The sequence below is a fragment of the Herbaspirillum sp. VT-16-41 genome (assembly GCF_001994935.1).
Classification (GTDB): domain Bacteria; phylum Pseudomonadota; class Gammaproteobacteria; order Burkholderiales; family Burkholderiaceae_D; genus Herbaspirillum; species Herbaspirillum frisingense.
The window spans coordinates 471769-493952 of the sequence record NZ_MUXB01000131.1 but is presented as its reverse complement, the minus strand read 5'-3'; the positions used below and the strand labels follow the sequence as shown (position 1 = coordinate 493952).

Sequence of the window (22184 nt, the reverse complement as noted above, 5' to 3'; positions counted from 1 at the left end):
AGATTGGCTCAGCCGGCAGGCCAGCGCAGGCGCTGCTTGAACACCTGCGCCATGATCACCCCGGCCAGCGTGATCAGGCCGCCCACGGCGTGGTAGCCATGCAATTGCTCACCCAGTGCCGCTACCGCAATGATGACAGTGAACACCGGCATCAGGTTCACGAAAATGGAACAGCGGCTGGCGCCCAGGTAGGCCACGCCGCGCATCCACAGGAATTGCGAGAGGATGGAAGCGGCAATGCCCGCATACAGCAGGATGGGCAGGTTGTCGCGGGTGATGGGCGAATGATGGCCCAGCACGAAGCCCGGGAACAGCAGCACCACCGCCATGAGCACCTGCATGTACAGCAATTGCCAGGTGCGCAGGGGCAGCGCCCAGCGCCGTAGCATCACGCCATACAGGCCATAGGCGATGGTGGCCAGCAGCATCAGCAGATCGCCGGTGACCACGCCCTGCTCGAACAGGTTCTGCGGGTGACCGCGCCCGATCAGCACCGCCAGGCCGAACAGCGACAGCACCCCGCCGGCCAGGGTGCCGATGGTGGGCGGTTCGGACAGCAGCTTGATGCTCAGCACCAGCGTCAGCAAAGGCATCAACGAGGCAATGATGCCCATGCTGGTGGCCGAAGCGGTGGCGGCGGCGAAATAGGCCAGGCTCTGGAACAGCACCATGCCCAGCAGCGCCAGCACCAGGATCTTGCCCAGGTGGGGTCGGATCTGCGCGCGTGCGGCCCAGGTCGAGCGCGCCAGGAAGGGCGACATCAGTGCTGCAGCCAGCACCCAACGGTAGAAGGAAATATCCTCCGGCGCGATGACGCTGGCCGACATCTTGCTGATGACCGTGTTGCCGGCCCAGATCAGGACGGCACCCAGCGGGAACCACAGGGCTTTGTAGGGCTGATCGCTACGCATTGCGCTCCTCGTCGTGGCGGCCACGTCAGGCCGACTTGTTCTCTTGCTGCCCGGCCATCTCGGCCCCGGCATCATGCGGCAACTGGCGCAGCATCAGCAGCGCCAGCGCCGCTACCGCCCCCACCACCAGGAAGGCCGGCCAGAAATCCTGGGCCACCAGGGTGGCGTGACCCTGGAGGTCGTTCGACATCTGCAAGGCAAAGCCGGCCAGCACCACGCCCATGCCGATGGACAACTGCTGCGCCACGCTGGCCATGCTGGTAGCCTGGCTCAGGCGCTGCTTGTCGACATCGGCGTAGGAAATCGCATTGAGGCTGGTGAACTGCAGCGAACGGAAGCAGCCCCCGATGAGCAGGACCAGCACCATCAGCAGATACGGCGTCTGCGGCGTGAAGCCGGCGATGGCCCACAAGCCCAGCACGCCCAGCGCGCCATTGACCAGCAGCACCCGGCGGAACCCATAGCGGCGCAGGAAGCGGGCGGCGATGGTCTTCATGAACATGGCCCCGGCCGCCGAGGCGCACGTCAACAGCCCCGAATGGAAAGGTGTATAGCCAAAGCCCAGTTGCAGCATCAGCGGCAGCAGGAAGGGGATGGCGCCGATCCCCACGCGATAGAGCGAGCCGCCGAAGACACCGGCGCGCAGGGTGGGAATCTTCAACAGCGCCAGGTCGATCAGCGGCGCCGTGGCACGACGCGCATGCCACACGTAAGCCGCCAGGAACAGCACGCCCGCCACCACGCAGGCCAGCGAGACATCGCCCGAGACCAGGTGCCGGCCGGAGGTCGCCAGTCCCATCATCAGCAGCGAGCAGCCCAGCGCCGAGAGCACGAAGCCCTTGAAATCGAGCGGCGCCACCTGTTCGGCCTTGAGGTCGGGAATGAAGCGCGTGGCCAGGTAGAGGCCGAGAATGCTGATCGGGATATTGATGAAGAAGATCCAGCGCCAGTGGAAGTAGGTCGTGATGAAGCCGCCCAGCGGCGGCCCCAGCACCGGCCCGAACAGCGCAGGAATGGTCAGGTAGGACAGTGCCTTGACGAGATTGACCTTTTCCACGCTGCGCAGGATCACCAGGCGCCCCACCGGCACCATCATGGCGCCGCCGATACCCTGCAGGAAACGCGCTGCCACGAACTGCGGCAGGGTCGAGGAAGCCCCGCACAGGATGGAGCCCAGCATGAAGACACAGATGGCGGTGCGGAAGATGGTGAGCGAGCCGAAGCGGTCGGCCATCCAGCCCGAGATGGGAATGAAGACGGCCAGGCTGACCAGGTAGGAGGTCAGCGCCAGCTTGAGCGAAATCGGATCGACATTCATGTCCAGCGCCAGCGCCGGCAGGGAGGTCGAGATGACGGTGGAATCCATCTGTTCCATGAACAGCGCACAGGCGACGATCAGGGGAATGATGAAGGTGCGTGGAATGGGCATCGGACTAGGTAGTGAAGGGACAGCGCCCTGGCAGCGTGGCAAGCCTTCAAGTATACCTTTTACGCTATCATGCTGCCGGCGGGGCTGCGCTGCCCTGCCCGCCCTGCCTGCCCTTGCCGTCCTTGCCCCCCCTGTTCCATGACCGACTGCTTCGCCCTCCTCGACGACCATCTCGCCACGCCGGCCGAACCGCGCTCGCGCCTCTATACCGGCCACCTGCGCACGCTGGCCTGCACCGACGTCGCCGGCTTTGGGGCCCTGCTGGCGCAGATGCAGGCCGCGCTGGCCGCTGGCCAGCATGCGGTCGCCTTGTGGAGCTACGAACTGGGCGCGGCACTGCAGGGCTTGCCGCACCGGCCGCTGTCGGCCCCGCTGGCGCGCGTCCTGCTGTTCCAGCACTGCCAGCGCCTGGGTGCGACCGAAGTCGATGCCTGGCTGGCCGGCCAATGCGCTGACGAAGCGGCCGGCATCGTCAACCTGCGCAGCAGCGTCGATGAGGCCGCCTTCAGCGCCGCCATCGGACGCATCCGCGACTACATCGCCGCCGGTGATACCTACCAGGTCAATTACACCTATCGCCTGCACTTCCAGGTCCATGGTGACCCCATCACGCTCTACCGCCGCCTGCGGGCACGCCAACCGGTGCCTTACGGTGCGCTGGTGCGCGATGCGCAGGGTGGCATGGTGTTGTCCTGCTCGCCGGAACTGTTCGTCTCGCACCAGGATGGCATGTTGAAGGCCAAGCCGATGAAAGGCACCGCTCGTGCCATGGATCCCCAGGCTGACGCTGCCGACACGATCAATGCCCAGCGCGCCCTGGCCCTGGCCAACGATGAAAAGAACCGGGCCGAGAATCTGATGATCGTGGACCTGCTGCGCAACGACCTGGGCCGCGTGGCCCGCTCTGGTTCAGTCCAGGTGCCGCACCTGTTCGACGTGCGCCGCTATGGGCAGGTGCTGCAGATGACCTCCACCATCCGCGCCCGCCTGCGCGAGGACGCCACGCTAGCCACCGTCATCGCCGCCCTCTACCCCTGCGGCTCCATCACCGGCGCGCCCAAGCGGCGCACCATGGAAATCATCGACGAGCTGGAAACCGAGGCCCGTGGCCTGTACACCGGCGCCATCGGATGGTTCGACGCGCCACGCGAAGGCGGCGGCACCATCGGTAACTTCTGCCTGTCGGTACCGATCCGCACACTGGAACTGCAAGCGCCTGAGCATGGCCTGCGACAGGGCGTGATGGGCGTGGGCGCGGGCATCGTCTACGACAGTGACGCCGCCTCCGAATTTGCCGAATGCCGCCTGAAAGCGGCCTTCCTCACCGGGCTGGAACAGGAATTCAGCCTCTTCGAGACCATGCACGCCAGCCACGCCGGCTGCCGCCATCTGGACTTGCACCTGCAGCGCCTGCAGGCCTCCGCGGCGGTGTTCGGTTTTCCCTGCGACGAGAAGGCGATGCGTCAGCAGATCGATGCGCTCTGCGCCGGCCTGCCCAAGGACGTCGTCCTGCGCCTGCGACTGGCACTGGATGCAGGCGGCAACATCAGCCTGCAGCATGCACCGCTGCTACCGCTGGCGGGCCCGGTGACCGTCTTCCTGGCCGAGCATCGTTGCGCCAGCGACGACTTTTTCCTGCGCCACAAGAGCACGCGGCGCGCACATTACGACGCGGCCTGGAAAGAAGCCGAACGGCGTGGCGGCTTCGACATGCTGTTCTTCAATGAGCGCGACGAATTGACCGAGGGGGGGCGCAGCAATGTCTTCGTCAAACTTGACGGGCAGTGGTGCACCCCGCCCCTGTCCGCCGGCGTGCTGCCGGGCGTGATGCGCCGCGTCCTGCTGGCCGATCCAAACTGGCAGGCCAGCGAAGCCGTGATCACCCGCGCCGACCTGATGCGCGCGCAGGAGGTGATGGTGTGCAATGCGTTGCGGGGCGTGCTGCAGCCCCAGGTTTCCTCATAAATAATCACGTCTGGTCACGCCTGGTCACGCCCGGTCACACGTAGCTCCGCATAGTCACGCGACCACTGTCGCATCCACGCCGTGGACTGACGCTCTGAAGGGATTCAACATCCATCCTGAGCCGCCAGCATGGTCTCTTTGCAGTTTTCTTTTTCTCCCCTGCCCCTCCTTCGCATTCTGTCCGCGTTTCTAGAATTCCATCGCTATGGCGAGTGTTCTGCGTTGGCTACCATCTCCCCTTTCTCGTCGTCCCCATCCTCCGTCTGCGCTGACTTCATGAATGCGGATGGCGCACTTTTTTGCGCAGGGGGCTGTGGAATGCAAAAGCCTTAATGAGATGGTGGAGACAACGACCGGGATGAAATACGAAGGAAACTCCGAAATAGGAAACATCGCTAAAGGGGATGGTCCGACCTTTAAGGGACGTGGCTTCAAACAATTGACCGGGCGATACAACTATAGCGAGTACTGGGCTTTCAGAGGGTGGTTATCAAAAGGGATCGACTTTCAAATCGGCTGGGAAACAAAAAACGGCATAAAAGACAATAAGCGGCCGCCGGTGATTACGAATCCTGACCGCATTGTTGAAGCCGCCTTTGAATGCATCGATACGGCCGCTTGGTATTGCGTTCGCCTTCGACCAAAAACGATTCCAGCGATGGATCGAGACGATGTTCGCGCGGTGACGCATGCGGTTAATGGTGGCAAAGACACTGCAGAATGGGAAAAAGACAGCAGCCTCGTAAAGCGAACCCATTTCACATCATTTTTCAAAAAGGTGATGTTATGAGATTCGACATTTCTCTGCTCATCGCTCTCTTCATCTTCCTGGTGCCGCAAGAAGCCCATCCGGAAGAATTTGAAAAAGAGGGGCTGAATTTAACCAAGTCGGTATATCGCCAGGTTGGCGAAAGAGATGACAGCCGCCATTTCTATATCGAAAGGCTGCTTATACAGCCTTCCAAAAAAGCCCGGCCGGCACAAGTGAACAAAATTAATTCTGAACTTGAAAAGCTATACGCGTCCTTTTATGGCGAAGCCCGACATTGCCACGAACCGCTTACGCCTCACCCCTGGGGATACGACGTGAAATTTGATCAAATCAACGTGACCGACGACATATTAAGCATTGTTTTCGAAAGTTCAGAGGTCTGTTATGGCCGAGTGTTCTTCAAAAAGATCGCGCGAAATTTTTCCCTCAAAACCGGGGCCTTGCTATCGGCCCAACAGTTGCTTCAGAAATACGCTCCCAGCCTATTGGAATCGGGCGCCGAAACCGATAAAGGATTTGTACGCCTTGGCGAAGAAGCGGGCGAGATTCTCATAGAGCAAAACGGAAATCTAATCGATGAAGGGCTTGAAGAGCGTTGTGGTTTTTACCTGAAGACCTCCGATTTTCGCATCTGGCTCAAGAGAGACCGACTCGTGCTTTTACCTATATTTCTACAAATCGACTCCGCCTGTCATAAAGAATATTTTTTCCGATTTGAAAACGCTCAGGACCACTGAAATCAATCCGACGCTCTCTTAAAAAAGACAGAGCGTCGGGTTTTTCACGTGCGTTCCGGATTCCTCCTTTTGATCAGCACCACCGCTGACCCGGCTGATCATCCGTAGCAATCTCTGGTACTGACTAGGCCCGGAAAATCTGTTCCTTAGTGCTGGCAAACAATTCCAATCAACTTCGCCAATAGTGAAACTCAATTTCAGGTTAATTATTTTGTTCTTGACCCTGGCAGCGACGCCCCACGGCTCTGCCAAGGAATACTTACAAGGCGGCCTCAGGATCAAAGAAACCATCTATCGTCAGACCGGCCCTAAAAAGGGGGTAAATAGTATGTACCTAAAAAAAATTGAACTGAAACAATCAAGAATCCTCGGCCAAAAACCGGCGATGCGGATCAACAAAGAACTTGAGAAGATGTATGCGTCGTTTTATGAAGAGGCAAGAAACTGTCGCGATCCTCAAATTCCAAATCCATGGGGCTTCGACGCTGAATTTGGGCGAATCAATGTCGAAAATAACACCTTAAGCCTGACGTTCAAAATTTCAGCGATCTGTTCTGGGCAGCCCTATTTCGCCAGGTTTGCGAGAAATTTTTCCGTCAGTTCAGGAGCGCCTATATCACCTCGGCAGATGCTGAAAAAATATGCGCCAGATCTACTGAGCGCGGGGATAAATTTTCGTCATCAGTTTTTCTCGTTAAGCGAGGATGCGCTCGAATATCTCATAGAAAAAAACGAAAAGCTATTTAACCCCGAATTAATCAATTCCTGCGGCTACCACTTACATACCGCAGGTCACCAGGTATGGCTCAGGAATGGCGAGTTGCTCATCATGCCCACTTTTAGCCAGCGTAGTTCGTTCTGTTTCAGAGAGTATCCCATTCAAACCAAATGACAGGGCCGACGATCCCCTCAGTCCCAACAATGGCGTTTTTATGAACTTATATTGGTCACTTTCGTTAATACTCATTACCTTTTTTCATTCCAACCGTGCTATGCAGGAGAGCGCGAAACTAACGAAATCGAGTTGATTATCAAGACTCAAAAGCAGATTGGTGAGCAAGCCTCGTACCAGAACATCGAAATCGACAAGGTGTTGATTAAAAGCTCGGAGAAGTTGGGAAATGCACAGATCAAAAGAATCAATTCAGAATTACAGAGACTGAATATCTCCTTTCATAAGAGCGCCAGAGCGTGCTACGACCCTCAGTGGCCTGGACCGTGGGGCCATGTGCTCAAGTATGAAAAAACCAACTTTGGAAAAAACACCCTGAGCATCCTGTTTGACATAGCTGAAGGCTGTTCTGGACAGCCAAATTTCGAAACATTCGCAGCCAACTTCTCAATACCAACAGGCAAACCGATTTCCACAAGAACGCTCCTGGAAAGATATGCACCCTCCATATTAAGGGCTGGTGCAGAAGTGAGCAGCGACTTCCTGATCTTGGGAGACGATGCATTCGCGATTCTCATGGAGCAGAACGAAGGTACCTTCTCACCCGAACTGCAACAGTCTTGTGATTTTTTTCTCAGAAGGGCTGGGTTCACCGTTTGGACAGAGGCAAATCGGCTGGTACTCTTGCCGCCGTTTCAGGTCCAGAATTCAATATGCCACAAGCGATATTACTTACAGGTTGAACGGTCCGAACGTCATGAGGCGCGGCCATGAAACTAAGCTTTGCTCCACTATTCTTCCTGATGATCTTGCTCACGGCCCGGCTGGGCTATTCGGAAGAGGTCAGAAAATCCGATCCTAGATTTACAACTTCTGTATATCGCCAGGTTGGTGAAAGAGATGACAGCCGCCATTTCTATATCGAAAGGCTGCTTATACAGCCTTCCAAAAAACTCCGGCCCGCACAAGTGAACAAAATTAATTCTGAACTTGAAAAGCTATATGTGTCCTTGTATAGCGAAGCCCGACATTGCCACGAACCGCTTACGCCTCACCCCTGGGGATACGACGTGAAATTTGATCAAATCAACGTGACCGACGACATACTAAGCATTGTTTTCGAAAGTTCAGAAGTCTGTTATGGCCGCGTGTACTTCAACAAGATCGCGCAAAATTTTTCCCTCCAAACGGGCGCCTTGCTATCGGCCGAACAGCTGCTTCGGAAATACGCTCCTAGTCTATTGGAATCTGGCGCCGAGACCGATAAAGGATATGTAAAACTTGGCGAAGACGCGGGCGATATCCTCATAGAGCAAAACGAAAATCTAATCGCTGAAGGACTTGAAGAACGTTGTGGCTTCTACCTGAAGACCTCGGATTTTCACATCTGGATCAAGAGAAACCAACTCGTGCTCTTGCCTATATTTCTGCAAGTCAAGTCCGCTTGCCATAACGAATATCTTCTCCGATTTGAAAGTGCTCAGGGCCACTGAAATCAATCCGACGCTCTCTTAAAAAAGACAGAGCGTCGGGTTTTTGACTTGCTTTCCGGATTTCTCCTTTTGATCAGCATCACCGCTGACCCTGCTGATTATTTGCATCAATCCCTCGCACTAACTAGGCGCTGACCGACGGATCGTATCGCATACAACAGATGTCCTTTCCAATCGACTACCCAAAAAACGTCACAAGAAAGTCATGCCATGAACATACACATCAAGACAGCGGCTTTAAGCTGCTTTCTTCTCGCAGCTCAACACTGCTGTGCAACTGAATATGCATCAAGCGATCTTCGCTTCAAGAAGGAAATCTATCGCCAGTCCGGACCGAAAGACGAAATCAACAGGATCCATCTTGAAAAGATCACGATGCAAGCCTCCAGAAGACTTGGAAAAATTCAGGCGATGAGGATCAACAAGGAGATCGACAAGTTGTATGAGGCGATTTCCATATATGGCTCCGCGATGGCGCTTTGATACTGACACCGGGTTTTAGCCACCCAAATTCAATCTGCTTTAAAGCGTATTCCATCCGACCCAGCTGACCGTCTGAACCCACTTCTAGCACTGACCAGGAAGAGCAGACCTGTGCGCCAACCCCTGTAACCCATTCAACCCAAACTTTCGAGATCACAGAATGCTGAAAAAAAACCTAGCCTTGGCAATCACCGTATTAATACCGTCGATTTTTCAACCCAGCTTCGGGGAAGAACTGGATCTCGGCGATATCAAGCTGGAGACTTCCGTTTATAAACAAACCGGGGCAAGAGATGCAATGAACCGGATCTATATCGAGAAGGTGACCGTAAAACCCTCCAGATATCTGAACACCAGGTCGGCCAACAAGATCAACGCGCAACTTAAACAACTCTCTGCAAGCTTCTATGCCAAGTCGCGGCAATGCAATACGCCCCCGAAGAACATTCCGTGGGGCTACGAGTTCGAGCTTCTAGAAGCCACTGAGTCGGGTGACACCTTGACGATCATCTTCGATGCCACGAGCGCATGCTCGGGTCGTCATTCATTCAAGAAGGTCAAACGAAATTTCTCTATTCAGACCGGGGCGCTGATTCCTGAGGATTAATGCCCTCCTCTACCTCAATCCCGCATTCTCCTTCAAGCCCCTGGCCCGCTCTGTACTCTGCTGCTCCAGCGGTCCCAGGTCATCCAGGCTATGTCCGTCCCAGCCACCGCCCAGGGCCTTGGCCAGCAACACGCTGGCGGCCATGCGGCGGTTCAGGATATTCAATGAATTCAGTTCGGCCGACAGGGCCGTGGCCTGGGCGGTGATGACGTTGACGTAGCTGACCGTGCCGGCCTTGTACTGGTTGGTCACCAGCGTGACGGCCTGGCGCGCCGCTTGCAGCGCTTCGCCCTGCACCGCGGCTTCCTGCTCCAGGATGCGCAATGCAGCCAGGTTGTCTTCGACCTCCTGGAAGGCGGTCAGCACCGTCTGCTTGTAGGTGGCCACCGTGCCGTCGTAGCTGGCGATGGCCTGATCGGTGGCGGCCTGGCGCGCGCCGCCGTCGAAGATGGTCTGTGCCAGCTGTGGTCCCAGCGACCACACCCGACCCGGCAGTGTGAACCAGTCGGCAAAGGTGGAACTCTGGTAACCGCCCGAGGCTGACAGGGTCAGGCTAGGGAAATAGGCGGCCTTGGCTACGCCGATCTTGGCATTGGCGGAGGCCACGCGGCGCTCGGCGGCGGCCACGTCAGGACGGCGCTCCAGCAGCATCGACGGCACGCCCTGCGGGACCGGCGGCGCCACGGCGGTCAGCGGCGACCTGGGCAGGGAGAAGCTGGCAGGCGTCTTGCCCACCAGCAGGGCGATGGCATGTTCGATCTGGGCGCGGGTGACGCCGTTGTCCAGGGCCGAGGCCTGGGCCGATTTCAGCTGGGTCTGCGCCTGGATCACGTCGGACTTGGCGACCATGCCGGCGTTGTACTGGTTCTGCGCCACCTCCAGCGAACGCTGGTAGGCCTGCACGGTGTCATCCAGCAACTGCTGCTGGGCGTCCAGCACGCGTAGCTGCAGGTAGTTCTGCGCCACTTGTGCCTGCGCCGACAAGCGGGCGCCGGCCAGGTCCGCAGCACTGGCCTGGGCGCTGGCCTGGCTGGATTCGACGTCGCGCCGGACCTTGCCCCAGATGTCGGCCTCCCAGGCGGCGGTGAGCGAGAAGGTATAGGAATTGCGCACGCTGCCGGACGATCCGGACGATCCGGACGATCCGGACGACGACGAGGTACCGGACGAGGTCGATGAACCGGCCGAACCGGAGCGGCCTCGCGAAGCGCCGGCCGAAGCCGACAAGGTGGGCGAATAGGCCGAGCGCGAACTCTGCACCAGCGCCACGGCGCTGCGGAAGTTGGCTTCGGCCAGCGCCAGGTTCTGGTTGGAGACGTCCACCTGCGCCACCAGCGCATTCAATTGGGCATCGTTGAACATCTCCCACCACTTGCCGTCGGCCATCAGGTCGCGCGGCTGGGCGGGCTTCCAGTTCTGGCCTTCCTTGAAGACGGCCGGGGCCATGGTAGCCTCGTCCATCTGCGGTCGGACGTAATCGGGGCCGACCGCGCAGGCCGTCAGCGCCAGGCTGACCGCCAGCGCCATCAGCACGGGTTTGAGTTTGAGCAGGTCTTGTTGCGTCATGCGTTTCTCCATGGCGGCAGCCTCAGGCCGCCGAGGTTTCTGTCTGGTTCTTGCGACCGAAGCGGCGCTGGCCCCAGGCGCGCAGGCGTTCCATGTACAGGTACACCACCGGGGTCGTATAGAGGGTGAGCAGCTGGCTCACGACCAGTCCGCCGACGATGGAAATGCCCAGCGGCTGGCGCAGCTCGGCGCCGTCGCCGTGGCCCATGGCCAGCGGGATCGCGCCCAGCAAGGCGGCCATGGTGGTCATCATGATCGGGCGGAAGCGCAGCCGGCAGGCTTCGAAGATAGCGTCACGCGGAGACAGGCCACGATTGCGTTCGGCATCGATGGCGAAGTCCACCATCATGATGGCGTTCTTCTTGACGATGCCGATCAGCAGGATCACGCCGATCAGCGCGATCAGGCTGAAGTCGGTGCCGGTCACCATCAGTGCCAGCAAGGCACCCACGCCGGCCGAGGGCAAGGTGGAGATGATGGTGATGGGATGGATCAGGCTCTCGTAGAGAATGCCCAGCACGATGTACACGGCCAGTAATGCCGTCAGGATCAGGAGGGGCTGGCTGGAGGTGGAGGACTGGAAGGCATTGGCGGTACCGGCAAAGGTGCCCAGCACATTGGTGGGTACGCCCAGTTGCGCCATGGCGCGGTCGATGGCTTCCGTGGCCTGCGACAGCGACACGCCCTCGGCCAGGTTGAAGGACAGCGTGGAGGCCACGAACTGGCCCTCGTGGCTGACCGACAGCGCAGTGGTGGTCGGCTCGAAGCGCGAGAACGCGGCCAATGGAATCTGGCGCGAGGGCGCGGTGGAAATGGTCTGCGCCAGGCCGGTGTTGGCATTGAGCTTGCCGGCCGCCGACAGGGCCGGTGGCGTGGACAGGCTGGAGGTGGTCGGCGACAGGTTGGACGAGCCGGCCAGGCTGACATAGGTATCGCGCAGGGTTTCCGGGCTCTGCCAGTATTGCGGCGCGGCTTCCATCACCACGTGGTACTGGTTCATGCCGCTGTAGATGGTCGAGATCTGGCGCTGGCCGAACAGATCGGACAGCGTGGAATCGATCAGCTGTGGCGTGACACCGGCCCGCATGGCGGTCTCGCGGTCGATGGTCAGGGTGGTCTGCAGGCCGTTGTCCTGCTGGTCGGTGCTGATGTCTTCCAGTTCCTTGAGGTTGGACAGGGCCAGGCGGATCTTGGGTTCCCAGATGCGCAGCAGGCCGACGTCGTCGGACTTGAGCGAGTATTCATACTGCGAGTCGCTCTGGCGGGCACCGATGCGGATGTCCTGCACCGGTACCAGGAACACCCGGGCACCGGCCACCTTGGCCGTCTTCATGCGCAGCCGCGCTACCACCTTGTCGGCGCTGTCCTTGCGTTCGGTGAGGGGCTTCAGGGTCACGTACATGAAGCCGCCATTGCGCCGCTGCCCACCGGTAAAGGCCACCACATCCGACACGGCGGGGTCGGCCTTGACGATGTCGATGAAGTCATTGAGCTTGGTGCGCATGGCCTGGAAGGAAATGGCCTGGTCGCCACGGATGCCGCCGATCAGGCGCCCCGTATCCTGCTGCGGGAAGAAGCCCTTGGGGATGGCCTTGTAGAGATACACGTTCAGGGCAATCGTGGCCAGCAGGATCAGCATCATCAAGGGGGCCGCCCGCAAGGCCCAGGCCAGGGTGCGTTCGTAGGCCAGCAGCATGTCTTCGAAGATGGCGGCGGTCTGGTCGGAAATCTTCTGCAGCCAGGGATGGCGCCGCTGGCGACGCGCTGCGTCAGCCTCCGGGTCATGGCGCAGCAACTGCGCGCACATCATCGGCGTGGTGGTCAGGGATACCACCAGCGAGACCAGGATGGCCACCGACAGGGTGATGGCGAATTCGCGGAACAGGCGGCCGACGATGCCTTCCATCAGCAGGATGGGGATGAACACGGCGATGAGCGAAATGCTCATCGACAGCACGGTGAAGCCGACCTCACGCGCACCGAGCAGGGCCGCCTTGTAGGGCTTCATGCCGGACTCGATATGGCGCGAGATGTTCTCCAGCACCACGATGGCATCGTCCACCACGAAGCCGGTGGCAATGGTCAGCGCCATCAGCGACAGGTTGTCCAGGCTGAAGCCGGCCAGGTACATCACGCCGAAGGTGCCGATCAGGGACACCGGCACCGCCACTGCGGGGATCAGCGTGGCACGGGCGTTACGCAGGAACAGGAACACCACCATGATGACCAGCGCCACCGAGAGGATCAGGGTGAATTCGGTTTCCTTCAGCGAGGCGCGGATGGTGGGGGTGCGGTCCAGCACAACCTTCATGTCGATGGCGGACGGGATCGAAGCCTGCAGCTGCGGCAAGAGCTCGCGCACATTGTCGACGGTGTCGATGATGTTGGCGCCGGGCTGGCGGTTGATGATGATCAGCACCGAGGGCTTGCCGTTGGAGGAGCCGGCGTTGCGCACATCGGCCACCGAGTCGCGCACCTCGGCCACGTCCTGCACCCGCACCGGCGTACCGTTGCGGTAGGACACGATCAGCGGCGCGTATTCTGCGGCGGTCTTGGCCTGGTCGTTGGCGTAGATCTGCCAGTTGCGGCCATCGTCTTCCAGCAAACCCTTGGGGCGATTGGCATTGGTGGCAGCCACCGCGGTGCGCACGTCGGCGCTGCCGATGCCGTACTTGTTGAGGGCGGTCGGGTTCAGTTCGATGCGCACGGCCGGCTGTGAACTGCCGCCTACACTGACCTGCCCTACCCCGCGCACCTGCGACAGTTTCTGCGCCACGATGCTGTCAGCGGCGTCGTACATCTGCCCCTGGGTCATGGTGTCGGAGGTCATGGCCAGGATCAGGATGGGGGCGTCGGCCGGGTTGACCTTGCGATAGGTCGGGTTGCTCGGCATGCCGGTGGGCAGCAGGCTGCGCGCGGCATTGAGCGCGGCCTGCACGTCGCGGGCGGCGCCATCGATATCGCGGCTCAGGTCGAACTGCAGGGTGATGCGGGTGGAGTTCTGGGAGCTGGTGGAGGTCATCTCGGTGACCCCGGCGATGGCGCCCATGGCGCGTTCCAGCGGCGTGGCCACGGTCGCGGCCATGGTCTCGGGGCTGGCGCCGGGCAGCGAGGCAGAGATCGAGATGGTCGGGTAATCCACCTGCGGCAACGGCGATACCGGCAGCAGGCGGAAGGCCACCATGCCCGCCAGCGCGATGCCGATGGTCAAGAGCGTGGTGGCGATGGGCCGCTTGATGAAGGGAAGCGAGATATTCATGCGCGCATCCGCCTACACCGCCGGCGGCAGCGTGGCCGGCTTGCCGTCTTCACCATCATCGTCCTCGCCGCCATGCCCAGGCGCGCGCTGCCCGAAACGTGCGCGCAGCCGACGGCCCAGGCTGTCGAAGCCGAGATAGATCACCGGCGTGGTAAAGAGCGTGAGCACCTGCGACACCAGCAGGCCGCCCACCATGGTGATGCCCAGCGGCTGGCGCAGTTCGGAGCCCACGCCGGTGCCCAGCATCAGCGGCAAGGCGCCCAGCAGCGCTGCCATGGTGGTCATCAGGATCGGCCGGAAACGCAACAGGCAAGCCTGATAGATCGCCTCGCGCGGGCTCTTGCCCTCGTGCCGTTCGGCCTCCAGGGCGAAGTCGATCATCATGATGGCGTTCTTCTTGACGATACCGATCAGCAGGATGATGCCGATGATGCCGATGATGCCCAGGTCGGTACCGGAGATCATCAGCGACAGCAGCGCGCCCACCCCCGCCGAGGGCAGCGTTGAGAGGATGGTGATGGGATGGATATAGCTCTCGTAGAGCACGCCCAGCACGATGTACATGGTGATGATGGCCGCCAGGATCAGCCATAACGTGTTGGACAGCGAGGCCTGGAAGGCCAGCGCGGCGCCCTGGAAGTTGGTCACGGTAGAGGACGGCATGCCGATCTCGGCCTCGGCGGCCTTGATGGCCTCGACCGCCTTGCCCAGCGAGGCGCCCTTGGCCAGGTTGAAGGACACGGTGGCCGCCGGGAACTGGCCGATGTGGTTCACCACCAGCGGCGCGGTGCGTTCGGTGACGGTGGCGATCGACGACAGCGGTACCTTGCCGCCGCCCGAGGTGACCAGGTAGATGCTGTCCAGCGCTTCGGGGCCGCGCTGGAATTCCGGCTTGACCTCCATCACCACGCGATACAGGTTCGATTGCGTATAGATGGTGGAAATGAGGCGCTGGCCGAAGGCGTTGTAGAGCGCGTTGTCGATGGCGGCGGTAGTGATACCCAGGCGCGATGCGGCATTGCGGTCGATCTGGATATAGGCCTGCAGCCCCTGGTCCTGCAGGTTGGTGGCCACGTCAGCCAGTTCCGGCACCTGTTGCAGGCGCGCGATCAGCTTCGGCACCCAGGTACTGAGTAGGGCCGGATCGGCGTCTTCCAGGGTGAACTGGTATTGCGTGCGGGAGACGCTATCCTCGATGGTCAGGTCCTGCACTGGCTGCATGTAGAGGGTGACGCCCGGCACTTCCCGCGCCAGCGTGGGCTGCAGGCGACGGATCACGTCGGCGGCGGAAACGTCGCGTGCTTCGTGCGGCTTCAGGTTGATCAGCATGCGCCCGCTGTTCAGGGTGGCGTTGGTGCCATCCACGCCGATGAAGGAGGACAGGCTCTCCACGGCCGGGTCCTGCAGCACCACCTTGGCCAGTTGCTGCTGTTTTTCTCCCATGGCACTGAAGGAAATGGACTGTGTGGCTTCCGAGATACCCTGGATAACCCCGGTGTCCTGCAGCGGGAAGAAGCCCTTGGGCACGAACACGTACAACAGCACGGTCAGGCCCAGCGTGGCCACGGCCACCAGCAGGGTCAGCTTTTGGCGCTCCAGCACCCATTCCAGCATGACGCCGTAGCGGGCAATGATGCGATCGAAGAAGACCTGGCTCTTGTGGTAGAACCAGCCCTGTTGTTCTTCTGGCTGATGGCGCAGCAGGCGCGCGCACATCATGGGGGTCAGCGTGAGCGAGACCACGGCCGAGATCAGGATGGAGACCGCCAGGGTCACCGCGAATTCGTGGAACAGGCGCCCCACCACGTCACCCATGAATAGCAGCGGGATCAGCACCGCAATCAGCGAGAAGGTCAGCGAGATGATGGTAAAGCCGATCTGCTCGGCACCTTTCAGGGCCGCCTGCATGGGCTTCATGCCTTCTTCGATGTAGCGCGAGATGTTCTCGATCATGACGATGGCGTCGTCGACCACGAAACCGGTAGCAATCGTCAGGGCCATCAGGGTCAGGTTGTTGATCGAGAAACCGGCCAGATACATGATGGCGAAGGTACCCACCAGCGACAGCGGTACCGCTACGCTGGGGATGATGGTGGCCGGCACGTTGCGCAGGAAGACGAAGATCACCATCACCACCAGCGCCACCGACAGCAGCAGCTCGAACTTCACATCGGCCACCGAGGCACGGATGGTGGTGGTGCGGTCGGTCAGGATGTGGACGTCGATGGAGCCCGGCAGGCTGGCCTGCAGCTGCGGCAGGATCTTCTTGATGCTGTCGACCACGGCGATCACGTTGGCACCCGGCTGACGCTGAATGTTCACAATCACCGCAGGCTGCTGGTTGGCCCAGGCGCCCAGGCGCACGTTTTCGGCACCATCGACGACGTCGGCCACGTCGGAGACCCGGATCGGCGCGCCGTTCTTGTAGGCGATGATCAGGTTGCGATATTCGTCGGCGGTGCGCAGCTGGTCGTTGGCATCGATGGTGGAGGCGCGGGTGGGGCCATCGAAGCTGCCCTTGGCCTGGTTGACGTTGGCGTTGCCGATGGCGGTTCGCACGTCATCCAGGTTCAGGCCCAGCGCGGCCACGGCACGTGGATTCAACTGCATGCGCACGGCCGGGCGCTGGCCACCCGACAGGCTCACCAGACCCACGCCCGACAATTGGGAAATCTTCTGCGCCAGGCGGGTGTCGATCAGGTCCTGGACCTTGGGCAGGGGCATGGTCCTGGAGGTGACCGCCAGCGTGATGATGGGGGTATCGGCCGGGTTGACCTTGCTGTAGACCGGCGGCATCGGCAGGTCCGAGGGCAGCAGGTTGCTGCCGGCGTTGATGGCGGCCTGCACCTCCTGCTCGGCCACGTCCAGGCTCAGGTCAAGGTTGAACTGCAGCGTGATCACCGAGGCTCCGCCGGAACTGGTGGAAGACATCTGCTTCAAGCCCGGCATCTGGCCGAACTGGCGCTCCAGCGGCGCGGTGACCGAGGAAGTCATCACATCCGGGCTGGCCCCGGGATAGAGGGTGACCACCTGGATGGTCGGGTAATCGACTTCGGGCAGGGCCGACAGCGGCAGGAGCCGGTAGGCGACGATGCCCACCAGCAGGATCGCCAGCATCAGCAAGGATGTGGCGACCGGCCGCAGGATGAACTGGCGCGAGGGATTCATGCGTGAGCCTTGTGCTTACTTGGCGCCGTTGGCGTTGCCTGCGTTGCTGGCACCACCGGTGCCGCCACTGGCATTGCCTGCCTCGCGCTGGCGCCGCAGTTCCATCATCTTCTGGCGACGCTGGTCTTCAGGCAGCTTCTTGATCTCTTCGCCGAATTCGCCGGCATCGATGCGCTTGTTGAGCTCGGCCCAGCGCTTCTGGCGCTCTTCCGGGCTCATGGCGCCCTGACCGCCCTGACCGCCTTCTGCACCCTGCCCTTGTCCCTGACCACGCTTGCCATGGCGGCGTGCATCGGGGTTCTCGGTGGTGAGCTTGTTGGCCGGATCGTCGGCGCCACCGCGTGCCACGGCCTCGACCTTGGCGCCTTCGCGCAGGCGGTCGATGCCGTCGATGACCACGGTCTCGCCGGCGGCCACGCCGTCGGTGATGACAGTCAGGTCATCCTGTACCGGGCCGGTCTTGACCGGGCGCACGGTGACGGTGTTGTCTTCCTTGACCACATAGACGAACAAACCCTTGGCCCCGCGCTGGATGGCGGCCGTCGGGATGACGGTGGCACCTTGCTCGGTATTGAGCTGCAGGCGGATATTGACGAACTGGCTGGGGAACAGCGCGTAGTCGGTATTGGGGAACTGGGCCTTGAGCTTGACCGTGCCGGTGGTGGAATCGACCACGTTGTCGATGGTCAGCAGCACGCCGTCGGCCAGTTTCTTCTTCTGCTCACGGTCCCAGGCCTGGGCCGGCAGCTTGCGACCGCTCTGCAGCTGCTGCAAGACCTTGGGGATATTGTCTTCGGGAATGCTGAAGATGGCGGTGATCGGCTGCAGCTGGGTGATGATGACCAGGCCGTTGGTGTCGCTGGTGGTGACGTTGTTGCCGACGTCGGCCTGGCGCAGGCCCAGGCGGCCACTGATGGGGGCGATCACTCGGGTGAACGACAACTGCAGGCGGGCGCTGGCGACGCTGCCCTCATCGGCCTTGACCGTTCCCTCATATTGCTTGACCAGCGCGGCCTGGGTGTCGACCTGCTGGCTGGCGATGGAGTCCTGCGACAGCAGGGTCTGGTAGCGCTTCAGGTCAAGCCGGGCCGAGCTCAGCAGTGCGCGGTCGCGCGCCAGCTGGCCTTCGGCCTGGGTCAGCGCGGCCTGCAGCGAGCGCGGGTCGATCTCGGCCAGCAACTCACCGGCCTTGACCACCTGGCCTTCCTTGTAATGCAGCTTCATCAACTGGCCATCGACCCGCGCGCGCACGGTGGCGGTGGCCGTGGGGGTGACTGCCCCCAGTCCGTTGAGGAAGACATCCACATCCTGCACCCGGGCCTTGGCCACCCCGACCGGCATGGTCTGGCCAGCGAAGGCGCCGGCACCCGGGCGGCGGGCGCCCGGACCGCCAGCACCTGGACGGCCCCCGGGGCCACCGGGGCCACCCATGGCACTCATCTGCTCCTGCTCGGCCTTCTTCTTGGACCAGTATTTGTACCCGCCACCGGCGGCCAGTGCGGCCACCAGTACCCAGAACCACCAGCGGCGCAGGATGCTGCCACGGGAACGCGAAGGAGATGGGGAGGGAGATGGCTGGCCGGGATTGGGAGTATTTGTCATGTCAGGGAAACCAGTAAACCGATCACGTATGCAGACCGCCAACAGGCGGCCTTGTCTCATGGGAAGTCGATGCAGCGCTCTGCCATCGCGTCGGCGTGCCGTTATCCGGTCACGCAAAGGCAAGAGCATAAGGGAAGGCGGCCCATCCTGTTGGATCGGGCCGCCTACCGCTATTCTCTCCTGGGCGGCTTGCAACTCTGCAACCACGCATGCCACCTGCATCGGCTGGCACGCAGTGTACCCAGCTATTGCCGGCCGCGCCAATGAGAACAGCCTTGCGGGTCAAGCGCAAGGCTGTCGGGGTGGAAAACGCCCGCGCTTGCAACGCGCGGGCGAATGCTGCCGTGTGCCTTACTTGGCCGGAGCGTCGGGAGCGGGCTTGCCGTCACGCGGCGGGCCCTTGTGCTCGCCACGCTGGCCGTGATGCATCTGTTCCCAGCGATGGTGCTGCATCTTGGCGAACTCGGCGTCGAAGGTCTTCTGCTGCTCCGGCGACAGGGTGGCGTAGAACTCCTTGGTGGCGGCGATGCGCTGTTCAGCGAAGGATTCGCGCTTGCGCATCATGTCCAGCTGCTTGTCCAGACGTTCCGGGGTGGACAGCTTGGCCCATTCTTCCTTGTTGGGACGGGCGGCACGGTCAAACGGGGCCGGCTTGGTCTTGTCCAGGAACAGCTTCCAGCCGGCTTCCTGGGCGGCGGTGATCTTGAGCTTGTCGTGCAGCTGGGCCTGGTGCTTTGCGCGCATCTGCTCGAACTTGGCGATCTGTTCCGGGCTCGGGGCGTGGCCTTGCGGGCCGTCCGGGGGCATCTGGGCGAAGGCCGACAGGGTCACGGCGCTGATGCTTACGGCGGCGATGCCGGCCAGGATACGGTTCTTGAATGTCAACATGTGTTGCTCCTTTCAGTGGGTCTTGCGCTTGGTACTGTGCTTGTACTGTGCTTGTACTGCGCTTGTACTGTCATACAGCGAAGTGCTGTCTTGGCACGGTTCCCATTAAACCGGCGGCGTGTATCGGCGATTTTTCCGCTGTGCCGTCATTTGTATCGTTTTGTATATCCGCAGGCCTCCCAGGTATCGTTTTATTTCCATCCCCCTCCTTGTAAAGACCCGATACAAATCCGTCCTGCACGTACGGACAAGTTCGGCATAATGCGTCCCATGGATACAAATACTCACATCCTCGTCGTCGATGACGACCGCGACATCCGCACACTGCTGGCCGAATACCTGGACAGCAACGGCCTGCGCACCCTGACCGCCACCAATGGCAGCGAGATGCGTCGGGTACTGGAAGAGTCGCGGGTGGACCTGATCGTGCTGGACCTGACCCTGCCCGGGGAAGACGGCCTGACGCTGTGTCGCAACCTGCGCGCCACCTCATCGGTGCCGGTGATCATGCTGACGGCGCGCGGCGAGCCGCTGGACCGCATCCTGGGCCTGGAAATGGGCGCCGACGACTACCTGGCCAAACCCTTCGAGCCGCGCGAGCTGTTCGCCCGCATCCGCAGCGTGCTGCGCCGTACCCAGGCGCTGCCACCCAACATGGCCCAGCCGGACGTGGCCACCATGCGCTTTGCCGGCTGGACGCTGGACCTGACGGCGCGCCACCTGGTGAACCGCGATGGCGTGGTGGTAGCCCTGTCGGGGGCGGAGTTCCGGCTGCTGAAGGTGTTCCTGGATCATCCCAACCGGGTGCTCAACCGCGACCAGTTGCTGGAGCTGACCCAGGGCCGCGAATCCGATCCCTTCGACCGCTCGGTAGATATCCAGATCAGCCGCCTGCGCCAGAAGCTGGGTGACGATGCACGCACGCCCACCATCATCAAGACCGTGCGCAACGAGGGTTATGTGCTGGCCACCACGGTCAGCGCGGAAGGTGCAGGCCGGCCGGCATGAAGGATTTCCTGGGCTCCATCGGCAACCGCATCTTCTTCCTGCTGCTGGCGGGCATCGTGGTGGCGGTCATGGTCACCACCTGGTTGTCTGGCAACGAGCGCCGCAGTACCTTGCGCGAACTGCGCTTCCAGCATCTGGCCGACCGCGTGGAACAGATCGTCCAGGCGGTGGACGACATCCCGCCGCCGCAACGTCCCATCGTGCTGCAGGCCGCCACCAACTTCGGTTTCGAGGCGCGCATGGTGGACGACATGAATGACGCCATCGGTCCCAACGCCAGCACCAGCCCGCTCATCGAGATGCTGCAGTCGCGTCTCGGGGAGGACCGCAAGATCGCCGTCCAGCGCGAAAGCGAATGCCCGCCCTTGCGGGCCGATGATGCCCACGCCCCGCGCCGCGACACCTGCCGCGTGATCTACGTGAGCCTGCACGACCAGGCCCTGATGCGCCTGCGCCTGCACCAGCCGGGCGAGCCCCCTGCCCTGCGCGGACGCGGTGGACCGGGTGGACCGGGTGGACCGTTCGGCCTGCAGTACATCCTGCTGTTCCTGGCGCTGATCGCGATGCTGGCCTGGCTGGTGGCGCGCATGGCGACCCGCCCGATCCGCCAGTTGGCCCAGGCCGCATCGCGCCTTGGCAGCGACATCGACCATGCGCCACTGGCCGAGACCGGCCCCACCGAAATCCGGCAGGCGGCGCATGCCTTCAATGCCATGCAGGGCCGCATCCGGCGCCAGATACAGCATCGCACCCACATGCTGGCGGCCATCACCCACGATTTGCAGACGCCGCTGACACGCATGCGCCTGCGCCTGGAAAAGGTCACCGACGCCGAACTGCAGCAAAAGCTGATCGACGATCTGGGCGTGATGCACGGCATGGTGCGCGAGGGGCTGGACCTGGCGCGCAGCATGGATTCCTCGGAGAAGATACAAGCCCTGGATATCGACTCCCTGCTCGACAGCGTCTGTGCCGATGCTGCCGACGCCGGCCAGGACGTGAGCCTGCAAGGCAGCACCCGCGCCTTCGTGATGGCCCAGCCGGGGGCGCTGCGGCGCTGCCTGACCAACCTGATCGACAATGCCTGCAAGTACGGCCGCCAGGCGCGGGTCAGCATCGCCCTGGAGCAACAGAAGATCGCCATCCGTATCCGCGACCAGGGGCCGGGCATCCCCGATGCCGAGCTGGAGGCAGTCTTCGAACCCTTCTATCGACTGGAAACCTCGCGTTCACGCGATACCGGTGGCACCGGGCTGGGCCTGACCATCGCGCTCAATATCGCCGAGAACCATCATGGCCAGCTGCGCCTGCGCAATCTGGCTGAAGGCGGGCTGGAAGTGTTGCTGGAACTGCCGCAGATGACACCGGCCAAGGCACGCTGAACTCTTACGCAGGCATGAAAAA

General features: G+C 61.4%; 17 protein-coding genes. 10 read left to right on the top strand and 7 right to left on the bottom strand.

The features are described from left to right. Positions 1 to 8: 8 nt before the first annotated feature. Together BTM36_RS21955 and BTM36_RS21950 are read right to left on the bottom strand one after the other, a co-directional pair. Positions 9 to 911 carry a DMT family transporter gene (locus tag BTM36_RS21955; protein ID WP_077237912.1) on the bottom strand — a complete coding sequence of 301 codons (903 nt, stop codon included), beginning with the start codon at positions 909 to 911 and terminating at the stop codon, positions 9 to 11. Positions 912 to 936: 25 nt separating this feature from the next. After that, a complete protein-coding gene (locus tag BTM36_RS21950; protein ID WP_006462431.1) occupies positions 937 to 2340 on the bottom strand; it encodes a DHA2 family efflux MFS transporter permease subunit in 1404 nt (467 codons plus the stop codon). A 138-nt stretch (positions 2341 to 2478) separates the two neighbouring features. On the opposite strand from BTM36_RS21950, the gene pabB reads away from it, so the two are divergent. The 8 genes from pabB (at position 2479) to BTM36_RS21910 (ending at position 9289) form a co-directional block, all read left to right on the top strand. After that, the gene (gene pabB, locus BTM36_RS21945; RefSeq protein WP_077237911.1) at positions 2479 to 4305 is read left to right on the top strand and encodes an aminodeoxychorismate synthase component I; all 1827 of its coding nucleotides are present in this window, start codon (positions 2479 to 2481) and stop codon (positions 4303 to 4305) included. Positions 4306 to 4591: 286 nt separating this feature from the next. Continuing rightward, positions 4592 to 5095: a hypothetical protein gene (locus tag BTM36_RS21940; RefSeq protein WP_077237910.1), complete on the top strand. Its 504-nt coding sequence runs from the start codon at positions 4592 to 4594 to the stop codon at positions 5093 to 5095. Further along, positions 5092 to 5814, top strand: coding sequence for a hypothetical protein (locus BTM36_RS21935; protein ID WP_077237909.1), 723 nt, complete (start codon positions 5092 to 5094; stop codon positions 5812 to 5814). Before BTM36_RS21940 ends, BTM36_RS21935 begins: the two co-directional genes overlap by 4 nt. A gap of 211 nt (positions 5815 to 6025) precedes the next feature. Beyond that, the gene (locus BTM36_RS21930) at positions 6026 to 6706 is read left to right on the top strand and encodes a hypothetical protein (protein WP_139347231.1); all 681 of its coding nucleotides are present in this window, start codon (positions 6026 to 6028) and stop codon (positions 6704 to 6706) included. Between the two features lie 132 nt (positions 6707 to 6838). After that, a complete protein-coding gene (locus tag BTM36_RS21925) occupies positions 6839 to 7480 on the top strand; it encodes a hypothetical protein (RefSeq protein WP_139347230.1) in 642 nt (213 codons plus the stop codon). Further along, positions 7477 to 8199: a hypothetical protein gene (locus BTM36_RS21920; RefSeq protein WP_077237906.1), complete on the top strand. Its 723-nt coding sequence runs from the start codon at positions 7477 to 7479 to the stop codon at positions 8197 to 8199. Before BTM36_RS21925 ends, BTM36_RS21920 begins: the two co-directional genes overlap by 4 nt. A 210-nt stretch (positions 8200 to 8409) precedes the next feature. Beyond that, positions 8410 to 8682, top strand: a complete 273-nt coding sequence (locus BTM36_RS21915) for a hypothetical protein (RefSeq protein ID WP_077237905.1) — start codon at positions 8410 to 8412, stop codon at positions 8680 to 8682. A 160-nt stretch (positions 8683 to 8842) separates the two neighbouring features. Then, complete coding sequence (locus tag BTM36_RS21910; protein WP_077237904.1) at positions 8843 to 9289, top strand: hypothetical protein; 447 nt, start codon at positions 8843 to 8845, stop codon at positions 9287 to 9289. 9 nt (positions 9290 to 9298) lie between these two features. On the opposite strand, the gene BTM36_RS21905 is transcribed toward BTM36_RS21910, so the two are convergent. The 5 genes from BTM36_RS21905 to BTM36_RS21885 all read right to left on the bottom strand — a co-directional run bounded on the left by BTM36_RS21905 (position 9299) and on the right by BTM36_RS21885 (position 19772). Continuing rightward, the gene (locus BTM36_RS21905) at positions 9299 to 10855 is read right to left on the bottom strand and encodes an efflux transporter outer membrane subunit (protein WP_077237903.1); all 1557 of its coding nucleotides are present in this window, start codon (positions 10853 to 10855) and stop codon (positions 9299 to 9301) included. A 22-nt stretch (positions 10856 to 10877) separates the two neighbouring features. Then, positions 10878 to 14114 carry an efflux RND transporter permease subunit gene (locus BTM36_RS21900; protein WP_006462423.1) on the bottom strand — a complete coding sequence of 1079 codons (3237 nt, stop codon included), beginning with the start codon at positions 14112 to 14114 and terminating at the stop codon, positions 10878 to 10880. 12 nt (positions 14115 to 14126) lie between these two features. After that, positions 14127 to 17282 carry an MdtB/MuxB family multidrug efflux RND transporter permease subunit gene (locus tag BTM36_RS21895; protein ID WP_077237902.1) on the bottom strand — a complete coding sequence of 1052 codons (3156 nt, stop codon included), beginning with the start codon at positions 17280 to 17282 and terminating at the stop codon, positions 14127 to 14129. A 15-nt stretch (positions 17283 to 17297) separates the two neighbouring features. Beyond that, entirely contained in the window at positions 17298 to 18884 is a 1587-nt protein-coding gene (locus tag BTM36_RS21890) for an MdtA/MuxA family multidrug efflux RND transporter periplasmic adaptor subunit (RefSeq protein ID WP_077237901.1), read from the bottom strand. A gap of 351 nt (positions 18885 to 19235) precedes the next feature. Next, on the bottom strand, positions 19236 to 19772 hold the full coding sequence (locus tag BTM36_RS21885) for a Spy/CpxP family protein refolding chaperone (RefSeq protein ID WP_006462420.1): 537 nt from the start codon (positions 19770 to 19772) through the stop codon (positions 19236 to 19238). A 270-nt stretch (positions 19773 to 20042) separates the two neighbouring features. On the opposite strand from BTM36_RS21885, the gene BTM36_RS21880 reads away from it, so the two are divergent. Beyond that, the gene (locus BTM36_RS21880; RefSeq protein WP_006462419.1) at positions 20043 to 20780 is read left to right on the top strand and encodes a response regulator; all 738 of its coding nucleotides are present in this window, start codon (positions 20043 to 20045) and stop codon (positions 20778 to 20780) included. Next, the gene (locus BTM36_RS21875) at positions 20777 to 22162 is read left to right on the top strand and encodes an ATP-binding protein (RefSeq protein ID WP_077237900.1); all 1386 of its coding nucleotides are present in this window, start codon (positions 20777 to 20779) and stop codon (positions 22160 to 22162) included. The genes BTM36_RS21880 and BTM36_RS21875 overlap by 4 nt, the downstream gene beginning before the upstream one ends. Positions 22163 to 22184: the final 22 nt, after the last annotated feature.

Coding starts and splice junctions, on each gene's coding strand:
- BTM36_RS21880 (WP_006462419.1), top strand. CDS start 20,043: ATGGATACAAATACTCACATCCTCGTCGTCGATGACGACCGCGACATC.
- BTM36_RS21950 (WP_006462431.1), bottom strand. CDS start 2,340: ATGCCCATTCCACGCACCTTCATCATTCCCCTGATCGTCGCCTGTGCG.
- BTM36_RS21885 (WP_006462420.1), bottom strand. CDS start 19,772: ATGTTGACATTCAAGAACCGTATCCTGGCCGGCATCGCCGCCGTAAGC.
- BTM36_RS21900 (WP_006462423.1), bottom strand. CDS start 14,114: ATGAATATCTCGCTTCCCTTCATCAAGCGGCCCATCGCCACCACGCTC.
- pabB (WP_077237911.1), top strand. CDS start 2,479: ATGACCGACTGCTTCGCCCTCCTCGACGACCATCTCGCCACGCCGGCC.
- BTM36_RS21920 (WP_077237906.1), top strand. CDS start 7,477: ATGAAACTAAGCTTTGCTCCACTATTCTTCCTGATGATCTTGCTCACG.
- BTM36_RS21875 (WP_077237900.1), top strand. CDS start 20,777: ATGAAGGATTTCCTGGGCTCCATCGGCAACCGCATCTTCTTCCTGCTG.
- BTM36_RS21915 (WP_077237905.1), top strand. CDS start 8,410: ATGAACATACACATCAAGACAGCGGCTTTAAGCTGCTTTCTTCTCGCA.
- BTM36_RS21935 (WP_077237909.1), top strand. CDS start 5,092: ATGAGATTCGACATTTCTCTGCTCATCGCTCTCTTCATCTTCCTGGTG.
- BTM36_RS21895 (WP_077237902.1), bottom strand. CDS start 17,282: ATGAATCCCTCGCGCCAGTTCATCCTGCGGCCGGTCGCCACATCCTTG.
- BTM36_RS21905 (WP_077237903.1), bottom strand. CDS start 10,855: ATGACGCAACAAGACCTGCTCAAACTCAAACCCGTGCTGATGGCGCTG.
- BTM36_RS21955 (WP_077237912.1), bottom strand. CDS start 911: ATGCGTAGCGATCAGCCCTACAAAGCCCTGTGGTTCCCGCTGGGTGCC.
- BTM36_RS21890 (WP_077237901.1), bottom strand. CDS start 18,884: ATGACAAATACTCCCAATCCCGGCCAGCCATCTCCCTCCCCATCTCCT.
- BTM36_RS21910 (WP_077237904.1), top strand. CDS start 8,843: ATGCTGAAAAAAAACCTAGCCTTGGCAATCACCGTATTAATACCGTCG.
- BTM36_RS21940 (WP_077237910.1), top strand. CDS start 4,592: ATGGCGCACTTTTTTGCGCAGGGGGCTGTGGAATGCAAAAGCCTTAAT.